Source organism: Corynebacterium freneyi, assembly GCF_030408835.1.
Lineage (GTDB): Bacteria > Actinomycetota > Actinomycetes > Mycobacteriales > Mycobacteriaceae > Corynebacterium > Corynebacterium freneyi.
The window spans coordinates 2137464-2163133 of the sequence record NZ_CP047357.1 but is presented as its reverse complement, the minus strand read 5'-3'; the positions used below and the strand labels follow the sequence as shown (position 1 = coordinate 2163133).

The 25670-nt window shown below is 67.6% G+C and carries 25 protein-coding genes; 9 read left to right on the top strand and 16 right to left on the bottom strand.

Annotated features, from left to right (window positions below; genetic code table 11):
- Nucleotides 1-100: 100 nt before the first annotated feature.
- Nucleotides 101-910, bottom strand: coding sequence for a 3-oxoadipate enol-lactonase (gene pcaD / locus CFREN_RS09620; RefSeq protein ID WP_209652279.1), 810 nt, complete (start codon nucleotides 908-910; stop codon nucleotides 101-103).
- On the bottom strand, nucleotides 907-1254 hold the full coding sequence (locus CFREN_RS09615) for a DUF5997 family protein (RefSeq protein WP_052054382.1): 348 nt from the start codon (nucleotides 1252-1254) through the stop codon (nucleotides 907-909). Before CFREN_RS09615 ends, pcaD begins: the two co-directional genes overlap by 4 nt.
- A gap of 38 nt (nucleotides 1255-1292) precedes the next feature.
- Between CFREN_RS09615 and CFREN_RS09610 the strand changes: the two genes are divergently transcribed.
- Together CFREN_RS09610 and CFREN_RS09605 are read left to right on the top strand one after the other, a co-directional pair.
- A complete protein-coding gene (locus tag CFREN_RS09610) occupies nucleotides 1293-2162 on the top strand; it encodes a LysR substrate-binding domain-containing protein (RefSeq protein WP_209652281.1) in 870 nt (289 codons plus the stop codon).
- Nucleotides 2163-2218: 56 nt separating this feature from the next.
- Complete coding sequence (locus CFREN_RS09605) at nucleotides 2219-2851, top strand: GNAT family N-acetyltransferase (RefSeq protein ID WP_209652283.1); 633 nt, start codon at nucleotides 2219-2221, stop codon at nucleotides 2849-2851.
- Between the two features lie 9 nt (nucleotides 2852-2860).
- Here the strand turns inward: CFREN_RS09605 and CFREN_RS09600 are convergent, their stop codons facing one another.
- From CFREN_RS09600 to CFREN_RS09585, 4 genes are all read right to left on the bottom strand, one after another.
- Entirely contained in the window at nucleotides 2861-4420 is a 1560-nt protein-coding gene (locus CFREN_RS09600; protein ID WP_209654561.1) for an MDR family MFS transporter, read from the bottom strand.
- 53 nt (nucleotides 4421-4473) lie between these two features.
- Entirely contained in the window at nucleotides 4474-5139 is a 666-nt protein-coding gene (locus CFREN_RS09595; RefSeq protein ID WP_209652285.1) for a helix-turn-helix domain-containing protein, read from the bottom strand.
- 68 nt (nucleotides 5140-5207) lie between these two features.
- On the bottom strand, nucleotides 5208-6269 hold the full coding sequence (locus CFREN_RS09590; protein ID WP_224370228.1) for an aldo/keto reductase: 1062 nt from the start codon (nucleotides 6267-6269) through the stop codon (nucleotides 5208-5210).
- 140 nt (nucleotides 6270-6409) lie between these two features.
- Nucleotides 6410-7867 (bottom strand): TIGR01777 family oxidoreductase, encoded by a 1458-nt coding sequence (locus CFREN_RS09585; protein ID WP_209652287.1) that lies wholly within the window; start codon nucleotides 7865-7867, stop codon nucleotides 6410-6412.
- A gap of 158 nt (nucleotides 7868-8025) precedes the next feature.
- Here CFREN_RS09585 and CFREN_RS09580 point away from each other — a divergent pair, with 158 nt between their 5' ends.
- Nucleotides 8026-9108: a hypothetical protein gene (locus CFREN_RS09580; protein ID WP_209652289.1), complete on the top strand. Its 1083-nt coding sequence runs from the start codon at nucleotides 8026-8028 to the stop codon at nucleotides 9106-9108.
- A gap of 49 nt (nucleotides 9109-9157) precedes the next feature.
- On the opposite strand, the gene CFREN_RS09575 is transcribed toward CFREN_RS09580, so the two are convergent.
- Entirely contained in the window at nucleotides 9158-10855 is a 1698-nt protein-coding gene (locus CFREN_RS09575; RefSeq protein ID WP_209652291.1) for an ABC transporter substrate-binding protein, read from the bottom strand.
- 190 nt (nucleotides 10856-11045) lie between these two features.
- Between CFREN_RS09575 and CFREN_RS09570 the strand changes: the two genes are divergently transcribed.
- The 3 genes from CFREN_RS09570 to CFREN_RS09560 all read left to right on the top strand — a co-directional run bounded on the left by CFREN_RS09570 (nucleotide 11046) and on the right by CFREN_RS09560 (nucleotide 13459).
- The gene (locus CFREN_RS09570; protein WP_209652293.1) at nucleotides 11046-11543 is read left to right on the top strand and encodes a hypothetical protein; all 498 of its coding nucleotides are present in this window, start codon (nucleotides 11046-11048) and stop codon (nucleotides 11541-11543) included.
- A gap of 102 nt (nucleotides 11544-11645) precedes the next feature.
- A complete protein-coding gene (locus CFREN_RS09565) occupies nucleotides 11646-12962 on the top strand; it encodes an ISL3 family transposase (protein ID WP_209651995.1) in 1317 nt (438 codons plus the stop codon).
- Between the two features lie 92 nt (nucleotides 12963-13054).
- A complete protein-coding gene (locus tag CFREN_RS09560) occupies nucleotides 13055-13459 on the top strand; it encodes a hypothetical protein (RefSeq protein WP_209652295.1) in 405 nt (134 codons plus the stop codon).
- A gap of 36 nt (nucleotides 13460-13495) precedes the next feature.
- On the opposite strand, the gene CFREN_RS09555 is transcribed toward CFREN_RS09560, so the two are convergent.
- The 6 genes from CFREN_RS09555 to CFREN_RS09530 all read right to left on the bottom strand — a co-directional run bounded on the left by CFREN_RS09555 (nucleotide 13496) and on the right by CFREN_RS09530 (nucleotide 19423).
- Complete coding sequence (locus CFREN_RS09555) at nucleotides 13496-14560, bottom strand: GIY-YIG nuclease family protein (protein ID WP_209652297.1); 1065 nt, start codon at nucleotides 14558-14560, stop codon at nucleotides 13496-13498.
- Nucleotides 14561-14590: 30 nt separating this feature from the next.
- The gene (locus CFREN_RS09550; protein ID WP_156968785.1) at nucleotides 14591-14986 is read right to left on the bottom strand and encodes a hypothetical protein; all 396 of its coding nucleotides are present in this window, start codon (nucleotides 14984-14986) and stop codon (nucleotides 14591-14593) included.
- Between the two features lie 402 nt (nucleotides 14987-15388).
- Nucleotides 15389-16870, bottom strand: a complete 1482-nt coding sequence (locus CFREN_RS09545) for an ATP-binding cassette domain-containing protein (protein WP_209652299.1) — start codon at nucleotides 16868-16870, stop codon at nucleotides 15389-15391.
- Nucleotides 16871-16968: 98 nt separating this feature from the next.
- On the bottom strand, nucleotides 16969-17898 hold the full coding sequence (locus CFREN_RS09540; RefSeq protein WP_084082884.1) for an ABC transporter permease: 930 nt from the start codon (nucleotides 17896-17898) through the stop codon (nucleotides 16969-16971).
- A complete protein-coding gene (locus CFREN_RS09535; protein WP_209652302.1) occupies nucleotides 17891-18814 on the bottom strand; it encodes an ABC transporter permease in 924 nt (307 codons plus the stop codon). The genes CFREN_RS09540 and CFREN_RS09535 overlap by 8 nt, the downstream gene beginning before the upstream one ends.
- A gap of 117 nt (nucleotides 18815-18931) precedes the next feature.
- On the bottom strand, nucleotides 18932-19423 hold the full coding sequence (locus tag CFREN_RS09530; protein ID WP_209652303.1) for a hypothetical protein: 492 nt from the start codon (nucleotides 19421-19423) through the stop codon (nucleotides 18932-18934).
- 252 nt (nucleotides 19424-19675) lie between these two features.
- Between CFREN_RS09530 and CFREN_RS09525 the strand changes: the two genes are divergently transcribed.
- Complete coding sequence (locus CFREN_RS09525) at nucleotides 19676-20851, top strand: hypothetical protein (RefSeq protein ID WP_209652305.1); 1176 nt, start codon at nucleotides 19676-19678, stop codon at nucleotides 20849-20851.
- A 122-nt stretch (nucleotides 20852-20973) separates the two neighbouring features.
- Nucleotides 20974-21612: a hypothetical protein gene (locus tag CFREN_RS09520; protein ID WP_035123151.1), complete on the top strand. Its 639-nt coding sequence runs from the start codon at nucleotides 20974-20976 to the stop codon at nucleotides 21610-21612.
- A gap of 182 nt (nucleotides 21613-21794) precedes the next feature.
- Here CFREN_RS09520 and CFREN_RS09515 read toward each other — a convergent pair whose 3' ends face one another.
- On the bottom strand, nucleotides 21795-23195 hold the full coding sequence (locus CFREN_RS09515; RefSeq protein ID WP_035123152.1) for a class II fumarate hydratase: 1401 nt from the start codon (nucleotides 23193-23195) through the stop codon (nucleotides 21795-21797).
- A gap of 198 nt (nucleotides 23196-23393) precedes the next feature.
- The gene (gene glpX / locus CFREN_RS09510; RefSeq protein ID WP_035123153.1) at nucleotides 23394-24419 is read right to left on the bottom strand and encodes a class II fructose-bisphosphatase; all 1026 of its coding nucleotides are present in this window, start codon (nucleotides 24417-24419) and stop codon (nucleotides 23394-23396) included.
- Nucleotides 24420-24620: 201 nt separating this feature from the next.
- Here glpX and CFREN_RS09505 point away from each other — a divergent pair, with 201 nt between their 5' ends.
- Nucleotides 24621-25190: a DUF4245 domain-containing protein gene (locus tag CFREN_RS09505; RefSeq protein WP_083291127.1), complete on the top strand. Its 570-nt coding sequence runs from the start codon at nucleotides 24621-24623 to the stop codon at nucleotides 25188-25190.
- Nucleotides 25191-25266: 76 nt separating this feature from the next.
- Here the strand turns inward: CFREN_RS09505 and CFREN_RS09500 are convergent, their stop codons facing one another.
- Nucleotides 25267-25545: an exodeoxyribonuclease VII small subunit gene (locus CFREN_RS09500; RefSeq protein ID WP_035123155.1), complete on the bottom strand. Its 279-nt coding sequence runs from the start codon at nucleotides 25543-25545 to the stop codon at nucleotides 25267-25269.
- Nucleotides 25546-25670 lie beyond the last annotated feature (125 nt).

Here is a 25670-nt window from a genome sequence, read left to right as displayed (position 1 = left end):
CGAGGGGCCTTGTGGCGCACATTCGTCGGCGCGGGTGGGGCTGCACATCTGACGAGTGTGCGCGTGAGGGCTTGTGGCGCACATTCGTCGGCGTCGTCGCCTACACGCCCCACTGCATGGCCAGCACCCGATTGACCGCGTCCGGCACCTCGACGTTGACCAGGTGCTTCGCCGGGGAAATCTCGGTCAACGACGACTCGGGAATGCCGTCGTACAGCGACGTCACCACGTCGAGCGGAGTTGACGTGTCCTCCTCGCCGGCGATGACCCAGGTGGGAACGGTGATGTCGGCGAGTCGCTCGCGGGTGTCGAAGCCGGCGATGGCGTGGCAGCAGCCGGCGTAGCCCTCGTCCGAGGTGGCGCGGATGCCGTCGGCGAAACGGGCGGGCAGTTGCGGGTTCTCGGCGAAGCACGCGTCGGTGAACCAATTGCCCACGACGGTGTCGGCCAGCACGCCGGTGCCGTTGGCGCGGACGTTCTCGGCCTTGTCCAGCCAGGCGTCGGTCTCGCCGAACTTCGGTGCGGTCGAGATCAGGGTCAGGGTCCGCAGGCGCTCGGGGTGGTCCAGGGCGATGGTCTGGGCCACCGCTCCGCCGAGCGACAGGCCGACGATGTGGGCGCGGTCGATTCCGAGGGAATCCATGAGCGCCAGCACGTCGTCGGCCAGGTCGGTCATGGAGTATTCGCCGACCGGCGCCGGGGATCCGCCGTGGCCGCGCAGGTCGACGGTGATGATCCGCACCGACTCGGACAGTGCCTCCACCTGCGGATCCCACATGTCGCGGGACGCGCCGAGCGATCCCAGCAGGATGGCGGTCGGCGCGCTCTTTCCCTCGCCCGAGGCCTCGACGCCGACTCCGGCGCCGGTCGGCCCGTGGACGTCGTATGCGAGCTCGACGGTTCCGGTCATTGCGCGCCCCCGTCCTTTCGCTCGGCGGCGTCGGCGCGCTGCTGGGCCAGGGACGTGCGGGCCGCGCGCAGCCAGTCGGGCTGGTCGGCCAGGAGCGCCTTGATGTCTTCGGTGGTCAGCGGCTTGTCCATGTCGTTGGCTTTGAGGGCGGTGATGGTGATGCCCAGGCGCCGGGCGACTTCGGGCCGCGGGTGGGGGCCGGTGCGGCGCAGTTCGGCGAGCCATTCCGGCGGGTTCTTTTGGAGTTCCACGAACTGCTCGTGGCTCAAGTCCGACTGCTGGAAATCTTCGGGGGTCGCGGGCAGGTAGATGCCCAGTTTCTTGGCCGCGGTCAGGGGTTTCATGGGCCCCACGGTAGCACCGGCGACGTAGCATGGTGTTCATGCCGACCGTGCCCGCAGATCATGCCGATGCCCGCGCCGATGCCACCGCCGACGCTGTTGCAGACGCCACCGCAGACGCCGCCGACCGGGATGTGCCGCCGGGGCCGCGGGCGTTGCGGGTGGCGTTCGTTCCGGGGGTGATGCCGGAGAAGTGGTTTCGCCGGTACCGTGAACGCACGGGGTTGGAGCTGACGTCGTTTTCCGCCAATGATCCGGTTGCGGAGCTGCGTGCGGGCCGCGCGGACATGGCGTTGGCCAGGGATCCCCGGGAGGACGATTCCCTGCACCGCATCAGGCTTTACGACGAGGCCTGCGGCATCGCCGTCGAGCGGGAACACGTGTTGTCTCTGATCAAGGATGGTGAGGTCGTCGACCGTGCGGATCTCGAGGGGGAGACGGTGCTTCTCGACGCCTCGTCGGCGGCCGACCCGGGGGAGGTTCGGGACATGCTGCAGGTCGTGGCCACCGGGGCGGGCGTGGTGTTGGCGCCTCGGCCGCTGCTGCGGGCACTCAACGCCCGCGGCACGACCCACCGGGAAATCGCCCCGGCCGCCGGCGCCGAGCCGACGACCCTGTGGCTGACGTGGCCCAAGGACGGCGACGACGATCTGACGCAGGAACTGGCTGGCATCGTCCGCGGGCGCCGCGAAGGCTCCCGCCGGTCGGCGCTCGCCGACGATCGAACCCCGAAGAAGAAAATGTCGGCGCGGGAAAAGACGTTGGCCAAACAGGCTCGTCGTCAAGCGGCGAAGACGGGCGGCAAACCCACCGGAAAGACCGGCGCCAAGCGGGGCGGATCATCCGGCGGCGGCACGGGCCGGGGCGGTCGCGGAAAGGGCGGGCCCCGCGCATCGAAACGGCGACGCTGAACAGGCTTTTCGTCGATTCATTCGACGTGGCGCGCCAAATCGGACAGACTGGTCTCATGGCTGACGGAAACCGCGGATTCAGCATTCGGTTGATGCGCGAAGACGACTACCCGCAGGTGCAGGCGATCTACGAGATCGGCCTCGACACGGGGCACGCATCGTGGGAGCACTCGGCGCCGGACTGGGAGGGGTTCAGCGCGCTGAAGCGGCTCGACCTCTGTTACGTCGCGACTTCCGACGACGACCCGTCGAAGATCCTCGCCTGGGCGTCGGCGTCGTCGGTGTCCAAGCGCCAGATCTTCAACGGCGTCATCGAGGACTCCATCTACGTTCATCCCGACGGGCAGGGCATGGGCATCGCCGGCGCGCTGCTCAACCACCTCATCGCCGAGGCCACCGAGAAGGGCTGCTGGTCCATCCACTCGTGGGTGTTCCCCGAAAACGTCGGCTCGCTGAAGCTGCACCGCAAGGTCGGTTTCCGCGAGGTCGGCGTGTACCACCACATGGCGAAGATGACCTACGGGCCGATGGCCGGCCAGTGGCGCGACATCATCATCCTCGAGCGCCTGCTGGAAAAGCCCGAGGAACGAGCCGAGAAGCGCGCCATCAAGGAGGCCGAGGAGTCCGGCGACCCGGTGCGGCCGGTGCTGGAGAAGCTCGACAACGCCGCCGACCAGGTCGGCGCGTAAGGGCGGGGGTTACTCCACGGTCTCCTTGAGCTTGTCCTCGCGGACGAAGGCCAGGATGATCGCGGCGGCGGCCATGAGCGGCACGAGCATGAGCAGCACCGGCGTGAAGCCGTCGTTGTAGCTGCTGACGACCACGTCGCGGATGGGGTCGGGCAGGGTGTCGAGGATCGCCGGCGTCAGGGTCGACGCGGACCCGTGGGAGAAGGCGCCGTCGACGGGCATGCGCTGGGCCAGCAGGTCGCGCATGCGGTGGATGAAGATCGCGCCGACGACGGAGGATCCGACGGCGCCGCCGATCTGGCGGAAGAAGTTGTTCGTGGCGGTCGCGGTGCCGACGACGCGGACGGGGAACGAGTTCTGCACGATGAGCACCAGCACCTGCATGACCAGGCCCAGGCCGAAGCCCATGAGGAACAGGTTGCCGCCGATGACCGCGGTCGACGTGTCGGGGGTCAGGGTGGACATCAGGCCCAGTGCGGCGGCGACGAGCGCCATGCCGACGACGGGGTACCACTTGTAGTGGCCGGTGCGGCTGATGATCCAGCCGACGGTGATGGACGTGCCGAGCATGCCCACCATCATGGGGATCATCATCAGGCCGGCGACGGTGGGGGACATGCCGTGGACCATCTGCAGGTACGTGGGCAGGTAGGCCATCGTGCCGAACATGCCGACGCCCATGGCGAAGCCGGCCAGGGTGGTCAGCACGAAGTTGCGGTTGGCGAACAGGGCCATCGGCACCAGGGGGTTCTTCGCGCGCTTTTCGACGACCACGAACAGGCACCAGGCCACGATGGACACGGCGATGAGGGAGATGATCATCGGGGAACCCCACGGGTATTGGGTGCCGCCCCAGGTGGACATGAGGATCAGCGACGACGTGGCGATGATCATCAACGCGGTGCCGGCCCAGTCGAAGTCGCCGGTGGTGGGGCGCTTGGGCAGGCGCAGGTAGCGCCAGGCGGCGATGAGGGCGACGAGGCCCAGCGGGACGTTGATCCACAGGCCCCAACGCCAGCCGGGGCCGTCGGTGAACCAGCCGCCGAGGACCGGGCCGAGCACGGAGCTGAGGCCGAAGGTGGCGCCGAACAGGCCCATGTACTTGCCGCGTTCGCGGGCGGAGACGACCTCGGCCATGATCGCCTGCGACGACACCATCAGCGTGCCGGCGGCGAGGCCCTGGACGGCCCGACCGATGATCAGCAGGGTCATGTCCTGCGCCAACGCGCCCATGATGGAGCCTGCGATGAACATGGAGATGCCGAAGAGGAACAGGCCCTTGCGGCCGATCATGTCGCCGAGCTTGCCGACGATGGGCAGGGCGATGGTCTGCGCCAGCAGGAAGCCGGTGATCACCCACGACATGTGCTCGACGCCGCCGAGTTCACCGACGATGGTCGGCAGGGCGGTGGAGAAGATCATCTGGCCCAGCGAGCTCATGAGCATCGACAGGATCAGCGCGGCAAGGATGAGCCCCAGGTTGCCGCGGTTGCTCTCGACGACCCGGGCGTGGTCGGCGACTGCGGCGGATGTGCCGGCGGAGGCCCCGGTGGAGGCTGCCGCGGGCATGGCGGACTCACCGCTCGGGGTGGTGGCGGTGTTCGCGGATTCGGGTGTCGGGTTCACGCGTTCAACTCCTTCGCGAATCGGGTGACGAGGCGTGCGGCGTCGTGGATGGGGGACCCGTCGGCGCCGATGCGGTCGTGGGAGACGGCGAGCCACACGGCCTCGCGGATGAGGCCCGTGATCAGCCCGGCTTCCTCGTCGGCGCCGAGGTCCGGCATGGTCCGCGCCTCCGGGTGGGCCTCCAGGTGATCGGCGACGGCGCCGCGCATCCGCCGCATCGTCGCGGCCCGGCTGGCCATCGACACCATGAGCATGTTCGGCGTGGAGTTGATGATCTCCCGCCGCAACCTGCGCATGCGCCGGTGTCGTTCGGAGCGTTCGTCGGGGGGAAGGTCGTCGTCTTCCAGCGAAGGGCTGGCGATGGCGGTTTCGACGACGTCGAGCAGCGCCGAGTACGGGGTCGCGCCGGGCCGTGCCGCGGCGTCGGAAAACGCCCGTGCTTCGGCATCGCCGAACTCGACCAGCCCGCGGCCGAAGATCGCGTGGTCCTTCGACGAGAAGTAATTGAAGAAGGTACGGCGGCTGACCTCGGCGGCGGTGCAGATGTCTTCGACGGTGACGTCGTCGTATCCGCGGTCGGCGATGAGGGTGAGCGCCGCGTCCTCGATTCCGCGTCGGGTGCGGCGGCGCTTGAGTTCGCGCAGGCCGCAGTCCGCTGTCATGTTCGCTTCCATGAGGTGCAAATATACACCCCGTGCAAGTTTGCCCGCAATGCAGGATTGTGTGCGCGTCAGTCGCGCACCGACTTCGTCGCGCCCTCCCACTGGTTGATGCCCCGGTCGACCGCCCATTCGTCGATGGCGCGGAGCTGGTCGTCGGTGAAGGGCTCGGCGTCGGCGGCGTCGAGGTTCGCGTCGAGCTGGGCCACCGAGCTGGCGCCGATGAGCGCCGAGGTGACCTCGGGGCGGCGCAGCACCCAGGAGATCGCCATCTGCGCCAGCGACTGACCGCGGTCGGCGGCGATGCCGTTGAGCGCTCGGATCGCGGCGAGGGTGTCGTCGGTGAGGAAGTCCGCGTTCATCTTCCCGTCGCCCAGGCGCGAATGCTCCGGAACGCCGTCCAGATACCGGTCGGTGAGCAGTCCCTGCGCGAGCGCGGAAAACGCGACGACGCCGATGCCCTCCTCGGCCGCGACGTCGAGAAGCGCCGGGGAACCGTCGTCGCCGGGGCGCTCGATCCAGCGGTTGAACATCGAGTAGCTGGGCTGATGCAGCACCAGCGGCGTGCCCAGGTCACGGGCGATGGCCTGCGCGCGCCGCGTCGTCGCCGGCGAGTAGCTGGAAATGCCCGCGTAGAGGGCCCGGCCCGACCGGACGATGAAATCCAGCGCCGCCATCGTCTCCTCCAGCGGCGTGTCCGGGTCGGGGCGGTGGTGGTAGAACACGTCGACGTAGTCCAGGCCCATGCGGCTAAGCGACGCATCACAGCTGGCCACGAGGTACTTCCGGGAACCGCCGAACCCATGCGGGCCCTGCTGCATCCACCAGCCGGCCTTGCTGGTGACGGTGAATTCGTCGCGGTAGGGCGCCAGGTCCTTGGCCACGATGCGGCCGAAGTTCTCCTCCGCCGAACCGGGCGGCGGGCCGTAGTTGTTGGCCAGGTCGAAGTGGGTGACGCCCCTGTCGAAGGCGCGGCGCACGATGGCGCGCATGCCGTCGAAGGGGCGGTCGTCGCCGAAGTTGTGCCACAGTCCCAGCGAGATCTCCGGCAGCTTCAGGCCGGAGGCGCCCGCTCGGCGGTGGGGCATGGCGTCGTGGTGGTTCGGGTCGGCTGCGTAGACGTCCGGATACATGGCATCCAGGATGCGCCGATTCGCTGGGTCGTGCCACCGTCCAAACGACGTGTCCGAAAAACGCATGCTTTACGACGGCCCGACCACCGCACGGGACACGTCCGCCGTCGTGCCGTGATCTGGGGTCTCCGCTGCGGTGCTCACTCCGCCCGCAGCAGCTCGTGGCGCAATGCCTTCTTCAGGTCCGGGAAGCGGAATTCGTGGCCCACCGCCTGCAGTGCGGCGGGGATAGCCCGCTGGTTGGCGAAGGCCAGCTCCTCGGCGCCGCGGCCGCCCAGCACCAGCGAGGGGGCGACCTTCGGCACGGGGATCGCGGCCGGGCGTCGGAGCACCGAGGCCAGCGTCCGCGTGTATTCGGCATTGTCGACGCCACCCGGCGCGACAGCGTTGACCGGCCCCTCCAGGCTCGGGTCGAGGGCGGCGCGATGGTAGATGTCGAGGAGATCGTCCAGGGCGATCCACGGGAACCACTGTCCGCCGTCGCCGAGCGTTCCGCCCAGCCCGGTGGAGGTGATGCCGGCCAGGATCGGCAACAGGCCACCGCCGCCGGCCTGCACCAGCCCGGTGCGCACGCACGTGACCCGGATGCCGGCTTCCCGCGCCGGAGCCCACGCGGCTTCCCAATCCCGAACGATGTCGGCGAGCGGGCCGGACCCCGGGGGCGCCGACTCGTCGAGAAGTTCCGTGCCTCGGTCCGCTCCGTAATAACCGACGGCCGAGGCCGAAACGACCGCCTCCACCTGTGACGCCGCCGCCAGTTCGGCGAGCTTCCGGCTCGGCCCGACGCGGGAATCGCGGACTTTGGCCAGGTGCTTGTCGGTGAAACGCCCGGCGATCGGCGCTCCGGCGAGGTGGATGAGCACGTCGATGCCGTCGAGAAGGTCGCCGGCCGGGGCCTCCGGATCCCACGTGCGGGTGTTCGGCTCGGTGGAGGAGGTTCGCGTCAGCTTCACGACGTCATGGCCGGAGGTCGACAGCAGCGCGCAGAGCATCGAACCCACGGTGCCCGATGCGCCCGTCACCGCGATGATCTTGCGGGGCAGCGCGTTGTGGGGATGCGGGCGCACCGGGTGTTCGCGGCCGCCCGAGGTGGTCGGCGGGCCGTCGTCACGCGAAGAAGCCAAGGCCGACGCCAGCCTGTCGGCGGCCGCGAAGTCGCCCTCGAGAACCGCCGCCCGGTAGGCGAAGACGCCCGCGATGGTGCGGCGCGGCACGCGGGAGGTGACCTCGTCGACGACGTTGGTCCACCAATCGGGGTGATCCTCGCCGGGACCGCGGACGTCCTCGAAACGGTGGACGTGGCGCCAACCGAGCATGCGGCGGAAGGGTTGGTTGGCCACGTAATCGGCGAAACGATGACCGGCGACGTACTCCCCGCGATCATGCTTCGCCCGCCACGACAGGCCCGCCGGCATGTCGAACACCGTCGTGCCGTCGCGGAGATTGGCGGCCTCCTCCACCGGCGTCATCGGCAACAGCCCCGGCGTCAGGCGGCGCACCGCGCCGGGCCGCGCGAACCAGTCGACCACCCGCTCGCGCGGATGAAACAGCAGGTGAGTGAAACGGTCGGTCGTCGGGGCGATGAACGGGATGGCCATGGGGTCGTCCTTCCGTGCCGGACTGGTTCTTGGTGAACGACGATACGTGCCATGCCCCGAGCGGCGTCGGGAACAGGGGCCCGGCGGCGGCCACGGGTGCCTGTGGAGCGGGTATGTTGCGGGTTATGACGGATCAGGATGAAGGCACGGGACGGTACGTGAACGGACGAGAGATCGCGGAATTTCCGACCGCCGCGCAGCTGCAGGCGATCAACAACCGCGTGACCCTGTCGCCGGAGCTGCTGCGTCGCGTGGCCACCGTCGCCGACTACGACAAGCCCGCCGTCGGCGCGCGGATGAAGGGCGTCGATCTGACCGACGCCATCGATTACACCGACCTGATCGAGCTGATGCTGCTGTCGCAGCTGGCCAGCTACGAGGAGGAACCGTCGGAGTTCCGCCGCCGTGAGATGCACATGGCCAGGCGCGTTCTGGCGGATTTATTCTCCGGGCGCGCGCGGTCGCGCCACGAAGTCCATGATTTGTTGCCGTCGACCGAAACGGTCGTCCTGCTGCGGATGGGCCCGGTGCGACCGCGCGGCGAATCCGCGAAGGAGTTCGTGCCCACCGACGATCTCGCCCGCGGACTGAAGGGCGACGCGGAGCAGGAGCGCCGCAACGACGTCGCCTGGCGGATGTTCGATTCCGAGCACGTGGACTGGCTCGATGCGGGCGACAACGGCGGTTACGGGTTCCGCGACCCGAATGACCCGTACGACGCCCGTCCGTATCCGCGCGTGCGCATCGGCATGTCGCTGGCGGATGGGCCGGAGGCGGTGTGGTCGTCCGCGCGCGGTTACTGGCGGCTGAAGCCGGACACCCGCTACGTCGTGCCCTCCCGGTTCGGGTGGTGCCCGTACGTGTTCCGCGTCGATGACGACGATTGGCTCTCGGTCGGAGCCGACGACGATGCCGATGCGGACGATGCCCACGGCGCTGATTCGGAGTCGAGGTCGAAGCAGCGGGCGAAGCCCGAACGGTACTTCGCGCGGAAGGCGTGGCTCATCGACCCGGACCACGGTCGGCTGGTCCCCATCAGGGAGATCGAGGAGACTCCGGAGGCCAAGCGGGAGAGCCCGTACTACCCGACGATCGATCCCGACGGGCCCGACACGATTCCCGCGTCGGAGGAGGACATGCGGGTGGCCCGCGCCGTCGCCGGCCAGACGATCCGGCTCGGCGCGTCGTCGACGAACTCCGTCCTGCGCCTGCGGCAGAAGGGCCGCCGCCTGTTCAAGTAGGGGGCTGTTCGAGCAGGGCCCGTACGAACAGGGCCCGTTCACGCAGGGGCTACCGGAGTTTCGCGTACTCGGGGAACCCGTCCCAGCCGACGATGACGCCGTAGAGTTCGGCGGACCAGGCGACCGATTCGTCGACGGTCCACAACGGGATGACGGGCAGGTCCCGCAGGATGATCCCGGAAATCCGCCGGTGCAGTTCACGCGGGTCGTCGGCGCGGCCGGCTTCGGCGAGCAGCGCATCGACCTCCGCATTCGAGTACCCGGAGCGGTTCAGCGGGCCGTCGGTGCCGAACGCCGGCAAAAGGTGCTGCGACGCCAGGGGCAGCGTGGGTTCGAGGGAGCCCCGCGCCGCCCCGACGTACTTCCCGGAACGGGACAGTTCACCGAATGCGGCGGAGGTGGGCAGGGGCTTTGCGATGGCGTCGATGCCCAGCGTGCTTTCGATCTGCGCGACCACGGCCTCGATCCACGCACGGTCATCGCCGGTGCCGGGGAAGTGGATGGGGAAGGGCCCCTCCCACTCGGCGATCTCGTCGGCCTCGCGCCATAGCTCCCGGGCACGTTCGGGGTCGTGGCCGAGCACCTCCGCGCCGGGGATCGGGGCGCCGGAATCACGGGTTGCCTGGGGTGCGGGGCCGGATGCGGGGACGGCGAGGCCGTCGTAAAGCCGATCGACGATGAGGGGACGGTCGATCGCCAGGGACAGGGCCCGCCGGCGCAGGCGGCCCTCCTCGCCGGTGAATCCCGCCTGGTCGACGGGGATGACCAGGGATCGCATGCCGAAGCCCGGGCCCGACGAGCGGGTGTCGGGGAAATGCTCGGCGACCGGGACGGTGCTCGGGACGCCCGGCAGGATGTCGATGGCGCCGGAGCGCAGGTCCGCGTAGGCGGCGTCGGCCGAACGGTGGAAGACGAAGGTCAGGCCGGCGTTGTCGGGGACCAGATCGCCGCGGTACTCCTCGTTGGGCACCAGGTTGATGTCGCGGCCCTGGCGCCAGGCGTCGGGCGCATCGGCCAAGCGGTACGGGCCGTTGCCGATGGGCCGCATGCCGAAGCCTTCCGGATCGTCGAAGGCGGCGTCCGGCAGCGGTTTGAACGCGACGCTGGCAAGCACGTCCGCGAACGTCGACATGGGGTCGGTGAGCTCGACCGTGAAGGTGAGATCGCCCGTGCGGGTCAGTCCGGACAGCTCGGAGGTGGGCTCGTCGCCGTCCATTGCGTCGAAGCCGACGATGGGCTCCAGGTAGTTGCGCTGGAGGCGCAGATTCGGGCCGTAGGCGGCGTCGTTCCACGCGCGGATGTAGGAGTCGGCGGTGACGGGGGAGCCGTCCGCGAATCGGCGGCCGTCGCGGATGGTGATGTCCCAACGGGTGAAGTCGTCGTTCGGCTCGATCGACTCGGCGTCGTCGAGCACCGTGCCGCCGTCGGGCGCGTGGCGCGTCAGGCCCGCGAAAATCTGCTTGACCAGGACAATCTGCTCCACCGAACCGGAGTCGGACGGGTAGAGGGGACCGTCCGGGTTGCCCAGGCTCGTGCGGATGACGCGGGCGCCGTCGGCTCCGGCGCCATCGAGTGGCAGTGAGTCGGCGGGGGAGCAGGCGGTCAGGGCCAGGGGCAGGGCCGCGAGTACTGCGATGACGCTGCGGATTTGGGTAGACGCCTTCGCCGTCCGTGCTTTCCCGTCGCCGGTATGCCGGGGTGATCGTCGCAGTGGGGCTTTGACGATCGTGGCGGCGAGCGGAGGCATTCGGGCTCCTCAGGCAGGGCCCCGCGGGCGGCGCGGTGGCGACGGCACACGCCGGAGATCGCGGAAGGCGAGGAAATCGCGGAAAGCGCGGAACCGGCGGTGGGGTTGTACTTGGAAAAGCCTAAGCCACGGGGAATGTGGGAATGCGGGCTCCCACCACTTCGGGTGGTGGTTGATTTAACGTTGGGGCATGGCACCCGAATCGTTGACTGCGGCGCAGATTCACGGATTGAACAATAGGGTGCCGGTGGCGCCGGCGTTGTTGCGGCGGATTGCGCGGATCGGCGGTTATGACGTGCCAGCGCCGGGCAACAAGATCGGGGCCGCGGATCTGTCCGCCGCCGTCGACCCCGGTGATCTGCAGGAACTGCTGTTGTTGGCGCATGTTGCGGATTACGAGGACGCACCCGCTCCTGACCGCGTGCGCGAAATGCACACCGCCCGGCACGTGCTCGGTGAGTTGCTTTCCGACGCCGCCCTGGACCGCAAAACGGTGCACGATTCGTTGCCGGCCGGGCATACGGCGTTGTTGTTCCGGATGGGGCCGCCGCTCATCGTTTCGCCGGACATCGTGAGGGTGATTCCGGAGGGGGTGGAAAAACCGTCGTCTTACCGTTCGTCGACGGAAAGCTGGGCCGGTCAGTTCCTTGCGGAGGAATGGGGGCTCATCCGGATCTGGAGTGCGTAATTAGCGGGAAGTGATATGTCGGGGTGGCACAACATGTAGGGGCCCTGGCCGGTACAAGATGAGAGTTACCACACAACCATCTGACCGAACCAGGACCCTACGATGCAGCCTACGTTCAACCTCGTCGCCGACACCATTTGCCGCACCGCGGAGCTGGGATTAACGATCACCGATGCCGCGGATGCCGGCGAGTTCACGGTCATCAGTGCTCGTCCCATCGACTCCTGCGACAAGTGCCCGGGCTGCGGACACACAGGCCGGCTGCGTGATCACGTCGTGCGCCGGCTGACCGATCTTCCCGTCGTCGGCTTCCCCACCAGGTTGCAGGTACGCGTGCCGCGGTTCCTGTGCCTGAATCAGTCCTGTACCCAGCGGATCTACCAGGGCGAACTGGCCTGCGCCGAACGCGGGCGCACCGTCACTCGCCGGGTGACCCGCTGGATTCTGCAACGGTTGGCGATCGACAAAATGAGTATCTCCGCCACCGCCAAAGCCCTGGGCTTGGGCTGGGACCTGGTCAACGACCTCGCCCTGGATGCCTGCCGGCACCTGGTCTATGACGACCCCGGCCACCTTGCCGGGGTACGCGTGCTGGGCGTGGACGAGCACGTGTGGAAGCACACCCACCGGGCCGGTGAGCCGGACTCGTTCGTCACCGTGCTCGTCGACATCACCCCCGTCATCGACGGCGCCGGACCGGCCCGGTTGCTGGACATGGTCCCGGGTCGTAGCGCCGCGGTACTGAGCGATTGGCTCGGCCAGCGTGGGCAGGGCTTTCGCGACCGGGTCGAGGTTGTCACGATGGATGGGTTTGCCGGCTACGCCACCGCCACCAAACAGGCCCTGCCGCGGGCGCAGGCGGTGATGGATCCCTTTCACGTGGTGCACCTGGCCGCCGACAAGTTGACCGTGTGCCGGCAGCGCCTGCAGCGGATGACCACCGGGCGGCGGGGCAAGAAAAACGATCCGTTGTATAAGAACCGGAAAACCCTGTTGACCAGGATTGACTTCCTCACTGATCGACAGCATCGGCGACTCGAGCAACTGTGGGCCACCGACGAAGACTACGTGGCTTTGGAGGTGACGTGGTCGGTGTATCAGCAGATCATCGCCGCCTATCAGTACCCGAAGAAAGCCGAGGGCAAGAAGCTGATGCAGAAGGTGATCAGCACGCTGCGTTCATCGACGATGCCGAAGGGGTTAGAGGAGATTAAGCAGCTGGGAAACACGCTGTACCGGCGCCAGAAGGACGTGCTGGCGTATTTCGATATCGGCGCGTCCAACGGGCCCGTCGAGGCGATCAACGGGCGCCTGGAGCATCTGCGCGGCATCGCTCTGGGGTTCAAGAACCTCGGGCACTACATCTTGCGATCCTTGATCCACTCCGGACAGCTGCACACCAAGATCAACGCACTCTAAATCCTGAAGAGCCGGAATGGGACCTGGAGAATGACCTGGGGCCGCAGGATCAGACGCCTCCGAAGAGGGGCTACCCGCGTACGCGAATTGGAATGTCGCTCGTCGACGGACCCGACCGCGTGTGGAGTTCCGCGCGCGGATACTGGTCGCTGCAGCCGGGGGCGCGGTACTTGGTGCCGTCGAGGTATGGCTGGTGCCCGTATGTTTTCCGGGTCGACGAGGATTCGTGGACGCGGTTGAGCGCGGAGGCTGGACCGCGTGCCAAGTACTTCGCGGGGCGCGGCTGGCTGATCGACGCCGAGGGGGAGCGGCTGATCGAGATGGGCCCGGAGAACCCGGACAATGGTTGGCTGCCGACGATGACCGTGTCCGACCAGGCACCAACGGAGGATGATATGCGAATCGCCCGTCTCCTTTCGGGACGGGCGATTCGACTGGGGCCGGCCTCCACCAACCCCGTCCTGCGGCTCAGGCAGAAGGGGAAGGAGCTGTTCTAGCGGAAGGATTACAGGCGGAGACCGAGTAGCCGATCGTTACTCTTCTTCGACATCGGCGTCACAGAAGCGAATGGACGACAAGTCGGCCCTGCTCTCCGTCTTCGGGACACCCCACTTCTGGCCCTGCATCTGATTGGTGGTGCGATCGAGTGCGGTGCCGACGTAGCTGCTCCAGAGATCGGAGTCGAAGTTCGCGCGGTGCGTGAAGCTCACGCGGTCTCCATGGAGGCTCTCTTCCACCTCGCCTGCATCCACGACGAACGCCGCACGGATGACCGGAATGGACCGGGACCAGTTCCCGTTATTGTCCTGCCACTCGCGATGGTTGTCACGCGACCAGCCGAGGACGACGAACTTCTCGTTCTGCAGAGGAGTGTCCCGCAAGTTCCACCATTCGCAGGTGATCGACCGCAACTGGTCAATGTTTGCCCGGGGAGAGTACGAGCCGGAGATGCCGATGAAAAGGACGTTCTCGATACCCCACTCTTCCTGAATCTCCTCGACGATGGACTCGACCGAATTGATCTCGAGCTCGTTCAGGCCCCGCATCTCACCGGAGACGACGGGCAGCGAGCCCGAGGGCACCTCAATCGAGGATCCGGCTCGATTCGTCAACGACCGCGGGTATCCCATCCGGTCATCGAAACTTTCGCGGCTGGTGGCTTCGCTTCCGCGGTACTCGACTCCGTACAAGTTGAGCAGCACCGTTTCGATCGTCCTCACTGCAGTTCGACCGGAGACGGACTCCTCGTCGTCAGTGGGCAGTCCGTATGCGAGAAATCGAATATCGGGAGCGGAACCATCGGCGATGAGCTCACGGATCTTTTCGCGCTTGGCGCCTTCCATTCCGTTGCGCGCTTCGTCGATGTGCGCCGCAAAACGATCGCCGACGCCAATTCCTACGTAGAAAGGAGCTGGAGCGTTGTCGAGGCTTTCGTCGAAGCTCTCAACGTCCTCATGGGCATCGATTCGGTCCGCCCAGTCCTGCGGGTCAAAGTATGCGTAGACGTACCGGGCGAGGTTTGCGCCAAGTTCCTGCGCTGAGTTCTGGGTCATGCCAATGCGCTTGAGCACTTCGGTCTTCGTGATGTTTTCTGACATCAATAGGTCCTCTCTAGGTCATCTCGGGGGTTATTGGTTGGCGCAGTAGGTAGTGAAGCCGGTCTCGCCGTTCGTGAAGTAGGTCATTCCGTTCTGGTAGTTGCCGGAGGTGTCGCAACTTTCGATTACGTAGCCCTCCAACACGCGGAAACCATTGCTCGGATCGCCCGTCGTGCCGACGGGATTGACCCTGGGGTTACTGGTTTCCGTTTGCGTCGTGGCCTGGGTGGGGCTCGGCGTCGTCTCTTCGGCCGTCTCGGTAGCCGTCTCCGTGACCGTCTCGGTTACGGGGGGAATCTCCTTGACCGTCTCCGTGACGGTCTGTGGCTCGGACTGTCCGCTCCCGCAGCCCGTGATCATCAGCGGGATGATCGCGAGCGTCGCCAGGAGCGGTTTCACGGTGGTGTTGAGGCGGGATGTCTTCACGGCGTCGACTTTATCCGCAAAGCCAATAGCGTGCACAAAATCTCCGAAATTCTCTCGGTGGCGCTCGCGCTGGCGATCGCGCTAATCGGCAACTGTGGCAGCTCTCGCTGTTGTGTGGCTGCATATCACTTGTGTGCAGGGTGTAATATGGGCGACTGTAGCCTGCGGAAATGTGTTCCAGATCGCGTGTCGGTGACTCGATGTCGCGAATGTCGAATGCCGGGACTGTCAGGCGGGTGGCGCTGGCATGACGCTCACGGCGGGGGTGTTGATCGGAGGGGAATATGTAAACGGAAAAGCGTAGACGCTCCGGGCGGGGGTAGTGCACGGTCGTCCCCGGCGATGAAACCACCGGGATCGACGCCATCATCGACGTCCGTTGGTAGCCGACAGTGGCCTGCCTCAGGGGCGACCGGCGCGCTGGGGCGGCACGGCGACGACCGTGTCGGCGATCGCGTCAACGACGCGGCGATCGTGGGAGATGAGGATGCTCGCGAGGCCCCGGTCCGCACGCAAAGTCGACAACAGAACCAGAAGGCGTGACTGGGCAATGGAATCCAGGGCATGGAAAGGCTCATCGAGAACCAGCACATCCGGAGCCAAAGCCAATGCCCTGGCGATGGCCACACGTTGCCGTTGGCCGCCGGACAACTCGAAGGGCCGGCGGTCCATTAGATCCGCCGTCAATTCGACATCGTCGAGAAGCTCGACAACGCGGTCTCGTCGGTACCGAGCCTCGCCCACGCGATGCAGCGTCAGGGGCTCTGCCACGATGTCCCCGACGGTCATTCGTGGATTCAATGCCGTCGAATTCTGGAAAACCGGCTGAATGCGCCGTCGCAAAGCAAGATTCTTTTTTCTGCCGCGACGGGAATGGACGTTGATTCCATCGAGGAGGACCACCCCGGACGTGGGCCGGTCAAGACCGAGAATGATGTTCGCCAACGTCGACTTTCCCACCCCGGATGGGCCCACGACGCCGACGCATTCGCCGGCGCGCACGTCGAAGCTGACGCCATCGAGAACCTCGGCGGCTGGACGTCCTCGACGAGCCGGGAACGTGCGACGGATGTCGCGGACGGACAGCAGCGTCGTGCGGGACGGGGAGGGAGCCACGCTCCGGGACGTGGCGGGGAGTTGCGCGGCCGCGATGAGTTCGCGGGTGATCTCGTGATCGGGCGACGCCATCACGGTCGCGGTGGGGCCCTGTTCGACGATTCGACCCTCGTCGACGACGAGCACTCGATCGGCCCGCGACTCGACGAGCGCGAGGTCGTGGGTGATCACGATGAGCGCCCGGCCGCCATCGCGCACCCGGGACTGCAACAGGTCGAGGACATGCTCGGCGGCATCCGCATCGAGCGCGGACGTCGGCTCATCGGCGATGACGAGAGCCGGCTGCCCCGCCAACGCGGCGGCGATGAGCGCGCGCTGCTTCATCCCGCCGGACAACTCATGCGGATACGCACCCGCGATGCGCGCCGGATCGGCCAGGCCGACGGCGGCGAGAAGCTCGGCGACGCGGCCCCCGGCATCCAGGGTGCGGGGCGGCAACGCCTCCCCGATCTGGTCGCCGACCGTCATCAACGGGTTGAGGGCCTCGGCCGGGTCCTGCGGCACCAATCCGATCGTCGCCCCGCGCACATCCGCCCACGTGCGTTCGCGAGCCCGGGTGAGGTCCGCACCGTCGACCGTGATCGCCCCGCCCGTGACCCGCGCGGACTCCGGTAACAACGCCATCGCGGCCAGCGCCAGCGTCGACTTGCCCGACCCCGACCGGCCGACGACGGCGACGGTTTCGCCCGGAAACACCTGGAACGAGACGTCCGCGAGCGTCGGCGCGGCCCCGTGATGCGCCACGGACACGTGATCGAAGCGCAACACCGGTGCCGCCGACCTTCCGTCCGGATCGGCGTGTGGTCCCTCGTCCGGAATCGAGTGTGGGGCCCGCCCCGCCTGCTCCCACCCCGCCTGTCTTCGGCTCATCGCGACACCGCCCGATCATCGAACGCTGCCTTCAGCGCGTCGCCGAGCATGAGGAACGCGAACATGCACGCCGTCAGCGCCGCCGCCGGCCACAGCAGGGGAGCGGGGTCGGTGGCGAAAACCGGTTCAGCCGCCGAAATGTCGCGGCCCCAGCTCACCGCCTCCGCTCCCACGCCCAGTCCCAGATACGACAAACCGGCCGCCGAGAGGATGTACCCGGCGGGCAGCGTCGCCGCGAACGCGATCACGGGCCCCAGGCAGTTCGGCAGCACGTGGCGCAGAAGCACTCCGGTGCGCGATCTGCCCAATGCGAGGGCGGCGCGGACGTAGTCGTCGTTGGCCACCGACCGCACGGCACTGCGCGTGAGCCGCGCGGTCATCGGGAATCCGAGTACGCCGAAAAGCAGGATGAGCATCATCGTCATGCGCGCCTCATCGCCGGCGTCGATCGGCCCGGTCATGGCCGCCGGACCCGAATCGTGCAGCAACGCGATGGCGGCGAAGTACATGGGGATGGCGATCGCCACTTCCGTCAGCCGCGTCAGCACCGTGTCCACCCACCCTCCGACGAATCCGGCGACGGCGCCGATGGCGATCCCGAGCGTGCCCGCCAGCACCGTCGATGGCACGCTGATCAACAACGACCGTCCCGCACCGTGCACGATTCGCGCCCAGATGTCCTGGCCCTGCCGGTTGAATCCGAGCGGGTGGCCCGCAGCCGCGCCTTCCAGCGATCGGTGCAGGTCCGCGGCCCGCGGGTCGACGTCGGTGAACAATCTCGGGGCCACGGCGGCGAGCGTCATCGCCGCGAGGATCGCCATCGCACACCAGAATCGCGGGTCCGCGGCGAGCCGGGCGAGCAACCCCGGACGCCGGGTTCGTTGCTTGACGACGCCCACCTGGTCGCCACCACGCCCCTCAGCCATTGCGCAGTCTCGGATCGAGGGCGGCGTGCGCGACGTCGAGAAGCAGCGTGACCACCATGTGGAAGGCGATGAAGCACATGATGATGGCCACCGTCACCGGAACATCGCCGCGCTGCACGGAGTCGTACAGGAGCGTGCCGATGCCGGGGACGTTGAAGATCCTTTCGATGATCACGGTGCCGCCGAGCAATCCCGCGAACTCCGTGGCGGCGAAGGCGTTGACGGGCGGCAGCGCATTTCGCAGAATGTGCCGACGAGCGAGGCCCGCACCCGTCTGCCCGCGGGCACGGGCCATGCGGACGTGCTCGGCGCGGCGGGCACCGGTGACCTCGGCGCGCGACACTCGCGCGAGGTACCCGGCCGACGCGAGCCCGGCGGCCAGCGCAGGCAGGATCAACGCGCCGATGGCGATGTCCCGCCCCGCCGAACCGAACTGCCACCCCGCACCGATCGCGGTGTCGCGCACGGTGATGGCCAGCACGAATTGCGGCAACGCCACCAGGAACGCGGAGACGATGAAGACGGGGACGGTGACCCGGCGGGTATCGGTCAGTCCTGCGACGACGCCCATGGTCAGCCCGACGAGGATCGACACAGCCAGGGCGGCCGTCGCCAGTGCCGCGGTGGCGGGCAACGCGGCCCCGACGAGCGAGGTCACCGGAACCCCGGTCGTCGACGTGCCCAAATCGAAGGCCCGCAGGCCCCGGAGGAAGTCGAAGTACTGCTCCCAAAAGGGCCGGTCGAGGCCCAATTCCGCGCGCATGGCGGCGGCGTCCGTCTCCGACAGCCCGACCGTTTCGGGGGCGGCGGAAACTCGGTCGCCGGGTGCGATGTAGGCGAGGCCGAAGACGACGAACGTCGCCAGGAGGAACGCGACAGCCGTCTGCGGGATCCGCACGCCGAGAAATCTGAGCACCGCACGCCTGCTTTCGGCGACTGGGTAAGGGATGTGACGCTTTGATTTTCGCTTAACGACGTCCCCGAGCGGCGGTGCGGCGCCGCTCGGGGTGTCGGTTTCCGCGGTGGGATTCGGTCAGATTTCCATTCCGAGCTGCTTGGCGCGGGTGCGGTGCGCGCGCCGGGCGGCCTTGGCCGCGGCGTCGTGGCGTCGGGTGAGGTCCTTCGCGGCGTGGAGGCTCTTCGCCGCCTTCTTTGCCTCGGTGCCGTCGGGCTTCGCGGCCCGGAGTCGCGCCTCGGCGGAGAGCGTTCGCGCCGCCCAGTGCTCGCGGAGCCTTTCGTGTTCTGCCGCCTTGTCGGCGAGCGCGTCGAGTTCGGCGAGCAACGCGGCCCTCGTTTGCTCGCCGAGCAGCGTGCAGGCCCGGCCGAGTTCGGTGGTGTCGCCGGTGGGCACCGTCACGATCGTCCTCGCACCACGGTTGGCGAGCATCGCTTCGCCGTGGCTGCGGTGCGGGCCCGTGGCCGAGTGCAGGGTCGCCGCGTTCGGCAGCCCGTTGCCCGTCGTGGCGCAGCGGGCCCGGTACCAGCCCGCCGGGGCCTGCGTCTCGTTCCAGATGATGTCCGTCATCGTCTTCCTCCTTGAGTGTGCTTCCGTAAAGCCAACTGCATGCGAAAATCAGTGTAAGGCAAGAGTGTGTGTTGCGTGACGCTTGCGTCGGTGGCTGGGTTTTGCCGGGGGGTGTTCATGTGCGAGAATGGTGGGAAAATACGCTAAACCCGCAGGAAAAGTTGTCGAATGTGAAATTTACTGCGGGGGTAGCAGTGCGAAGCATGCCCACAGGGGTTGACATGTAAACGGCGGCAGCCTACGTTCAGTGGCATGACTACATCACATGCCCCCTCGCCCCTCCGAGACTCGGTCGCGTCGTTCACGGCGGTCCTCGAGCTGAGTCATCCCCGGCTGTGGATCCGCTACAGCCCGCACCGGGTTACGCCGACGGAAGCGCCCCTGCTCGTCGATGGTCGGCGTTTCGACCGAATCATCGACCTGACGGATGACGCCGTCGGCGGTCTGTCCGAGATGTGCCGCGAGCATGCCTCCGGCATCGACAATGGTCTGGCGGAGAAGCTGGACGACGAGTTCGCCGATGCCGCCTTCGTGTTGGAAAGCGGCCGGAAGCTCGATGAGCAGCTCCGCCTTGCCGGGTTCGAACCGCTCGGCGACTGGCGGAAGGCTCCCTACGAGCTGGTTTCCTTCCCGGGTGAATCGCCCGATGACGGTGGCTCCGTCACCTACCCGATCTTCGAAAGCACGGTCTACCTGCCGTGGAGCACGTTCCGCTCGCGTGCCTTCGACATGGTCGGCCTTCGCCACGTCCTCGCCGCCGGCTTCCACGTCGATGGACCCGAGCAGCCCGAGGTGGTGCTGAAGGCCGCCGAGACCGGCTACATCGATGACGGCGACGCCGAATGGCTGTGGATGAAGTCCTTCGACGACTACCTCGAGCAGGTGCGCCGGTACTGGGCGCAGGCTGGTTCCTCGGCGCCCGTCGATGCGGAAGGGGAGCCCCTGCTGGCGACGCTGGCCGAGACCTTCTCCGACGTCGGCGATGCGGCGAGCCGACGCATGCACGAGATGCTCGCCGAGCTTGCCGCCCACGGAATTGCGGTGACGGGCATCGTCAACGCAGAGGAGGCATTGGGCATCACGGGCTGGGCGCGCTCAGCGGACGCCGGCAACGTCTGGGACCTGGCCGATTGCGATGGCGTTGACCATGCCGAGGTGCTCTGTTCCGAAGCACTGACTGACGGCTACTGGGATGAGGACGTTCTTCGCCCCGCCTGGGTGCCCACCGCAGCCAGGGCCATCGAGCTCAGGGCGGCGGAGATCTCGCAATTCGGCGTCGCCCCGGTGTGGGCCCGCCGCGATGCGCATCGCCTCAGGATCCTCGCCGAAAACCGGGGAAACCCGTTGGACACGTTGTCCCGGGTCATCGAGACGACGCTCGAGCAGATCCGCAAGCCCCGCCGCCGTCGGCGCCCGGCGCTCCGCTGAGCCGACGTGATCACTCCGGTGTGATCACTGCAGCCGCAGCCCGCGCCCCTCCCAAGGCGGCGTCGGCTGCCCCCATCATCCCCGTTGGCAACGGGAACCCACCTATCTCAAAAGGAGATTCCATGTCCACCCACACCAACTCTTCCGGCAACCTGCGCCCCATCGTTCGTCGTGCTGCGGCCCTGCTGACCGCCGGTGCCCTGAGCTTCGCCGGCGTGACCATTGCCGCGGCCGATGTCGCGGCGGCCCAATCGACCCGAACCACCAGCACCTCCTCGACGTACTCGTCCAGGGCGACCTACGGCACGAAGGATGCCGACGGAATCTGGTGGCAGAAGGTTGTGGACCGTGATGGCAAGAACAAGGTGAACGGCCGCTTCAACGGCCCGTTCCTGATCAAGTACCGGCTGACCAATTACAAGCCGGTCGATTCGTCCGAAAAGGGTGTCGATGCGCCCCTGTACTCGTCCGAGGACCTCGCGCTCGGCTGGATTCTCGCGGACAAGTCCGGCAGGGACAATCGCTCGGTGAAGAACTGCGACATCGACATTTCCATCTACGACGAAGATGGCGACCGGGTGCGCAACGAGTCCTACGAGGCCAACCCCAACGTGTCGTGCCACCGGGCTCCCCAGTCCGCGGCCACGTCCTTTCTGGGGATCAAGCAACTCCCCGCCGGCGACTACAGGCTGGAAATCCTGGTGACGCGCAATGGGGAGACCGTCGGACTGCCCGTCGATTTCACCGTGCACGACCGATAAAGCGGCGGCCGCACCGTCGACGAACGACGGCTCGGCGCCACACGCCGGCCCGTCGTAAAGCACGGGCCCGCCCCGCGGCACCCGCTCCGCCAACGAAAACACCGCGCCCCGCCCCCGGGAAACCCGGGGACGGGGCGCGGCGCGTCAAGCGGTTCGGCCGGCGTGCGGCCGAACGGCGGAGACTAGTCGCGGTCGGTGTTGGCCATGGCCAGCACGTCGAGGCGCTTGTCCAGCTCCTCCTCCGTCAGCTTCTCGCCATCGACGAAGCCCATGTCGATGACGGTCTGGCGGATGGTCTTGCCCTCCTTGAGGGCGGTCTTGGCCACCTTGGCGGCGTTTTCGTAGCCGATGGCGGAGTTCAGCGGCGTCACGATGGACGGCGAGGACTCGGCCAGGGTCTTCATGCGTTCCTCGTTCGGCTCGATGCCGTCGACCAGCTTCTCCGCGAAGACGCGGGCGGTGTTGGCCAGCAGGCGGGAGGACTCGAGGACGTTGCGGGCCATCACCGGGATGAACACGTTGAGCTCGAACTGGCCCTGGGTGCCGGCGAAGGCGACCGCGGCGTCGTTGCCGATGACCTGAGCGGACACCTGGGTGGCGGTCTCGCACAGCACCGGGTTGACCTTGCCCGGCATGATCGACGAACCCGGCTGCAGGTCCGGCAGGTGAATCTCGGCCAGACCGGTCAGCGGGCCCGAGCCCATCAGGCGGATGTCGTTGGCGATCTTGTACAGCGACACGGCGACGACGCGCATGGCGCCGGAGAACTCGACCAGGGCGTCGCGGTTGGCCTGGGCCTCGAAGTGGTTCTTGGCCTCGGACAGCTCCTTGACGCCGGTCAGCTCGACGAGCTCGGCGGTGACCTTGGCGCCGAAGTCGGCCGGGGTGTTCAGACCGGTGCCGACGGCGGTGCCGCCGATGGGCAGCTCGCCCAGGCGCGGCAGGGTGGCCTCGATGCGCTCGATGCCGGCCTCGATCTGGCGGGCGTAGCCGCCGAACTCCTGGCCCAGGGTCACCGGGACGGCGTCCATCAGGTGGGTGCGGCCCGACTTGACCACGGACTTCCACTCGGCGGCCTTCTTCGCCAGCGACTCCTGCAGAACCTTCAGGCCCGGGATCAGGTCGTTGACGGCGGCCTCGGTGGCGGCGACGTGGGTGGCGGTCGGGAACGTGTCGTTCGACGACTGGCCCATGTTGACGTGGTCGTTCGGGTGGACCTCGACGCCGTTGGCCTTCGCGATGGAGGCGATGACCTCGTTGGTGTTCATGTTCGAGGAGGTGCCGGAACCGGTCTGGAAGACGTCGATCGGGAACTCGGCATCGTGCTTGCCGTCCGCGATCTCCTTCGCGGCGGCCACGATGGCGTCGGCCTGCTCGGCCGGCAGGAGGCCACGGTCCTTGTTGACGATCGCGCACGCCGCCTTCAGCAGGCCCATCGCGCGGATCTGCTGGGCCTCGAGGCCACGGCCGGAGATCGGGAAGTTCTCGACGGCGCGCTGGGTCTGGGCACGCCACAGGGCGTCGACGGGCACCTTGACCTCGCCCATGGTGTCGTGCTCGATGCGGTACTGCTGCTCGGTCATAAATTCCTCTTTCGTGTCGGGTCCATCTGAGGTGTGAAAGGTGGATGGATTCCATCCCCAAGTATTGCGCACCCGCCGGGCCCGTGGTGGGCTCCACCCCCGGCGGGTGCGGGTGAGCGCCGCGACCGGGCCACCACGGCCGATCGCGACGCTCGCCGACGGTGGCCGCGGGCATGTGCGCGGCCACCGAACGGCGTTCTACAGGTCCATGTCCGGGAAACCGTTCGAGCCGTAGTCCACGGAGGAGAACTGGCGCAGCTTCTCCAGCGAGTGCCAGGCCTCGATGTTGCGGACCGTGCCCGACTTCGAGCGCATGACCAGCGAACGGGTCCAGGCGCCCTTGCCGCGGTAGGCGACGCCGCGCAGCATGTCGCCGTTGGTGACGCCGGTGGCGACGAAGTAGCAGTTGTCCGAGCTGACCAGGTCATCGGTGGTCAGGACGGTGTCGAGCACCAGGCCGGCGTCGAGGGCCTTCTGGATCTCGGCCTCGTCGCGCGGGTGCAGCTTGCCCTGGATCTCGCCGCCCATGCACTTCATGGCGCACGCGGTGATGACGCCCTCCGGGGTGCCGCCGATGCCCATCATGATGTCGACGGAGTTGGTGTTCTGCGCGGCGGCCACGGCACCGGCGACGTCGCCATCGCCGATGAGACGGATCTTCGCGCCGGACTCGCGGATGTCGCGGATCAGGTCGGCGTGGCGCGGACGGTCGAGAACCATCACGGTGACGTCCTCCTTGCGCAGGCCCTTGGCCTTGGCGACGGCAGTGATGTTGTGGTCGACCGGGGCCTCGATGTCGATCTTGCCCGCGGCCTCCGGGCCGACGGCGATCTTGTCCATGTAGAACACCGCGGAGGGGTCGTACATGGTGCCGCGCTCGGCGGCGGCGAGAACGGCGATGGAGTTCGGGCGGCCCTCGGCCATCAGGGTGGTGCCGTCGATCGGGTCGACGGCGATGTCGACCTCCGGGCCCTCGCCGTTGCCGACCTTCTCGCCGTTGAACAGCATCGGGGCCTCGTCCTTTTCGCCCTCGCCGATCACGACCACGCCGTTCATCTGCACGGTGTTGATGAGCTTGCGCATCGCGTCGACCGCGGCGCCGTCGCCCTTCTCCTTCTGACCACGACCGACCCACTGGCCGGCGGCCAGTGCCGCGGACTCGGTGACGCGGACCAGCTCCATGGCGAGGTTGCGGTCGGGGATTTCGGGATTGACAGCGTTCATGTTCGGGTGGCCTCCGTCTTTGAGTATGAAGCGTCTGAAGATCGGCGCGTAAAGGATCGCCGCACCCCGTTTCGGGGCCCGGCGGCCATGCGGGACGCGCCCCGCATGGGCTCCACCTCAAGTGTTCCACTTTTTCGGAAATGACGGCGGGCGGGGCAGTCGTGTTCGGGGGTGGCGGCGTGGGATGGCATACTTGGGCGCGTGAAATCGGAGAAGCCCAGGATTCTGCAGGATGGCCGCGACATGACCATGACCCTCGTGGTCTTGGGCATCGCGATGCTGGTCACCGTCGGCTTCACCGGTCTGTGCAGCTTCAATCCGGGCAAGCCGGAGAACGGGCCGGTTCGGGAAGTCGACTCGGCGTCGTTCCTCCAGATGGAGGCCCAGCGCGCCGATTATCCGGTGCGCGAGCCGGAAACGCCGCAGGGGTGGCAGCCCAACTCGGTGCGCGCCGGCATGGCCGACGGCCACATCACGACGATCCTCGGTTTCGTCACCGCCAACGGCGATTACGTCCATGCGTTGCAGACCGACGCCCCGCTCGAGTCGTTGCCGGCCGACGGCAAGGCCCGCGTCGACGACGGCACGGTCGACGTCGATGGCGTGACGTGGGTGAAGAAGGAGGGCGTCGAGCCGAACACCCGCCGCACCTGGGTCGCCGACCTGGGCGACTCCCGCGTGCTTCTCGAAGGCTCCGCCAACGACGACGAGTACCGCGTGCTGGCCAAGGCCATGCAGGACGCGCCGATCGTGGAGAAGCACACCAACTAGGGCCAACCGGGTTCGGTCGGGACCAACCGGGTCCGGTCAATCCCGACCGGGTTCGATCAGGTCCAACCGGGTCCGGTCAGTCCCGGTCGTCGTCCTCGCCGCCGGCGCCCTCTGCGCCGCGGGACAGCGCAGCCTCGACCTTGGCCTTCGCGCCGGCCAGATGCTCTTCGCAGCGTCGCGCCAGCGCCTCGCCGCGCTCCCACAGCGCCAGCGAATCATCCAGGCCCATTTGGCCCATCTCCAGAAGCTTCACGGTTTCCACCAGCTCGTCGCGGGCCTGTTCGTAACCGAGCTTTTCGACGGGCACCGGCTCGGCTCCGCGGCCGTCACCCGCGCCGACAACGTCCTGGTTCATGTGCGTGTTCCTCTCGTGTTTCCGGCCCTCGGCCGGGGATTGGTGTTCGGTGTCGTGGCGTCCGGTCGACCGGAGGTCATTCCTCGGTCACCGGTCGGTCAGTCGTCGGTCGGTTGGTCATCGGC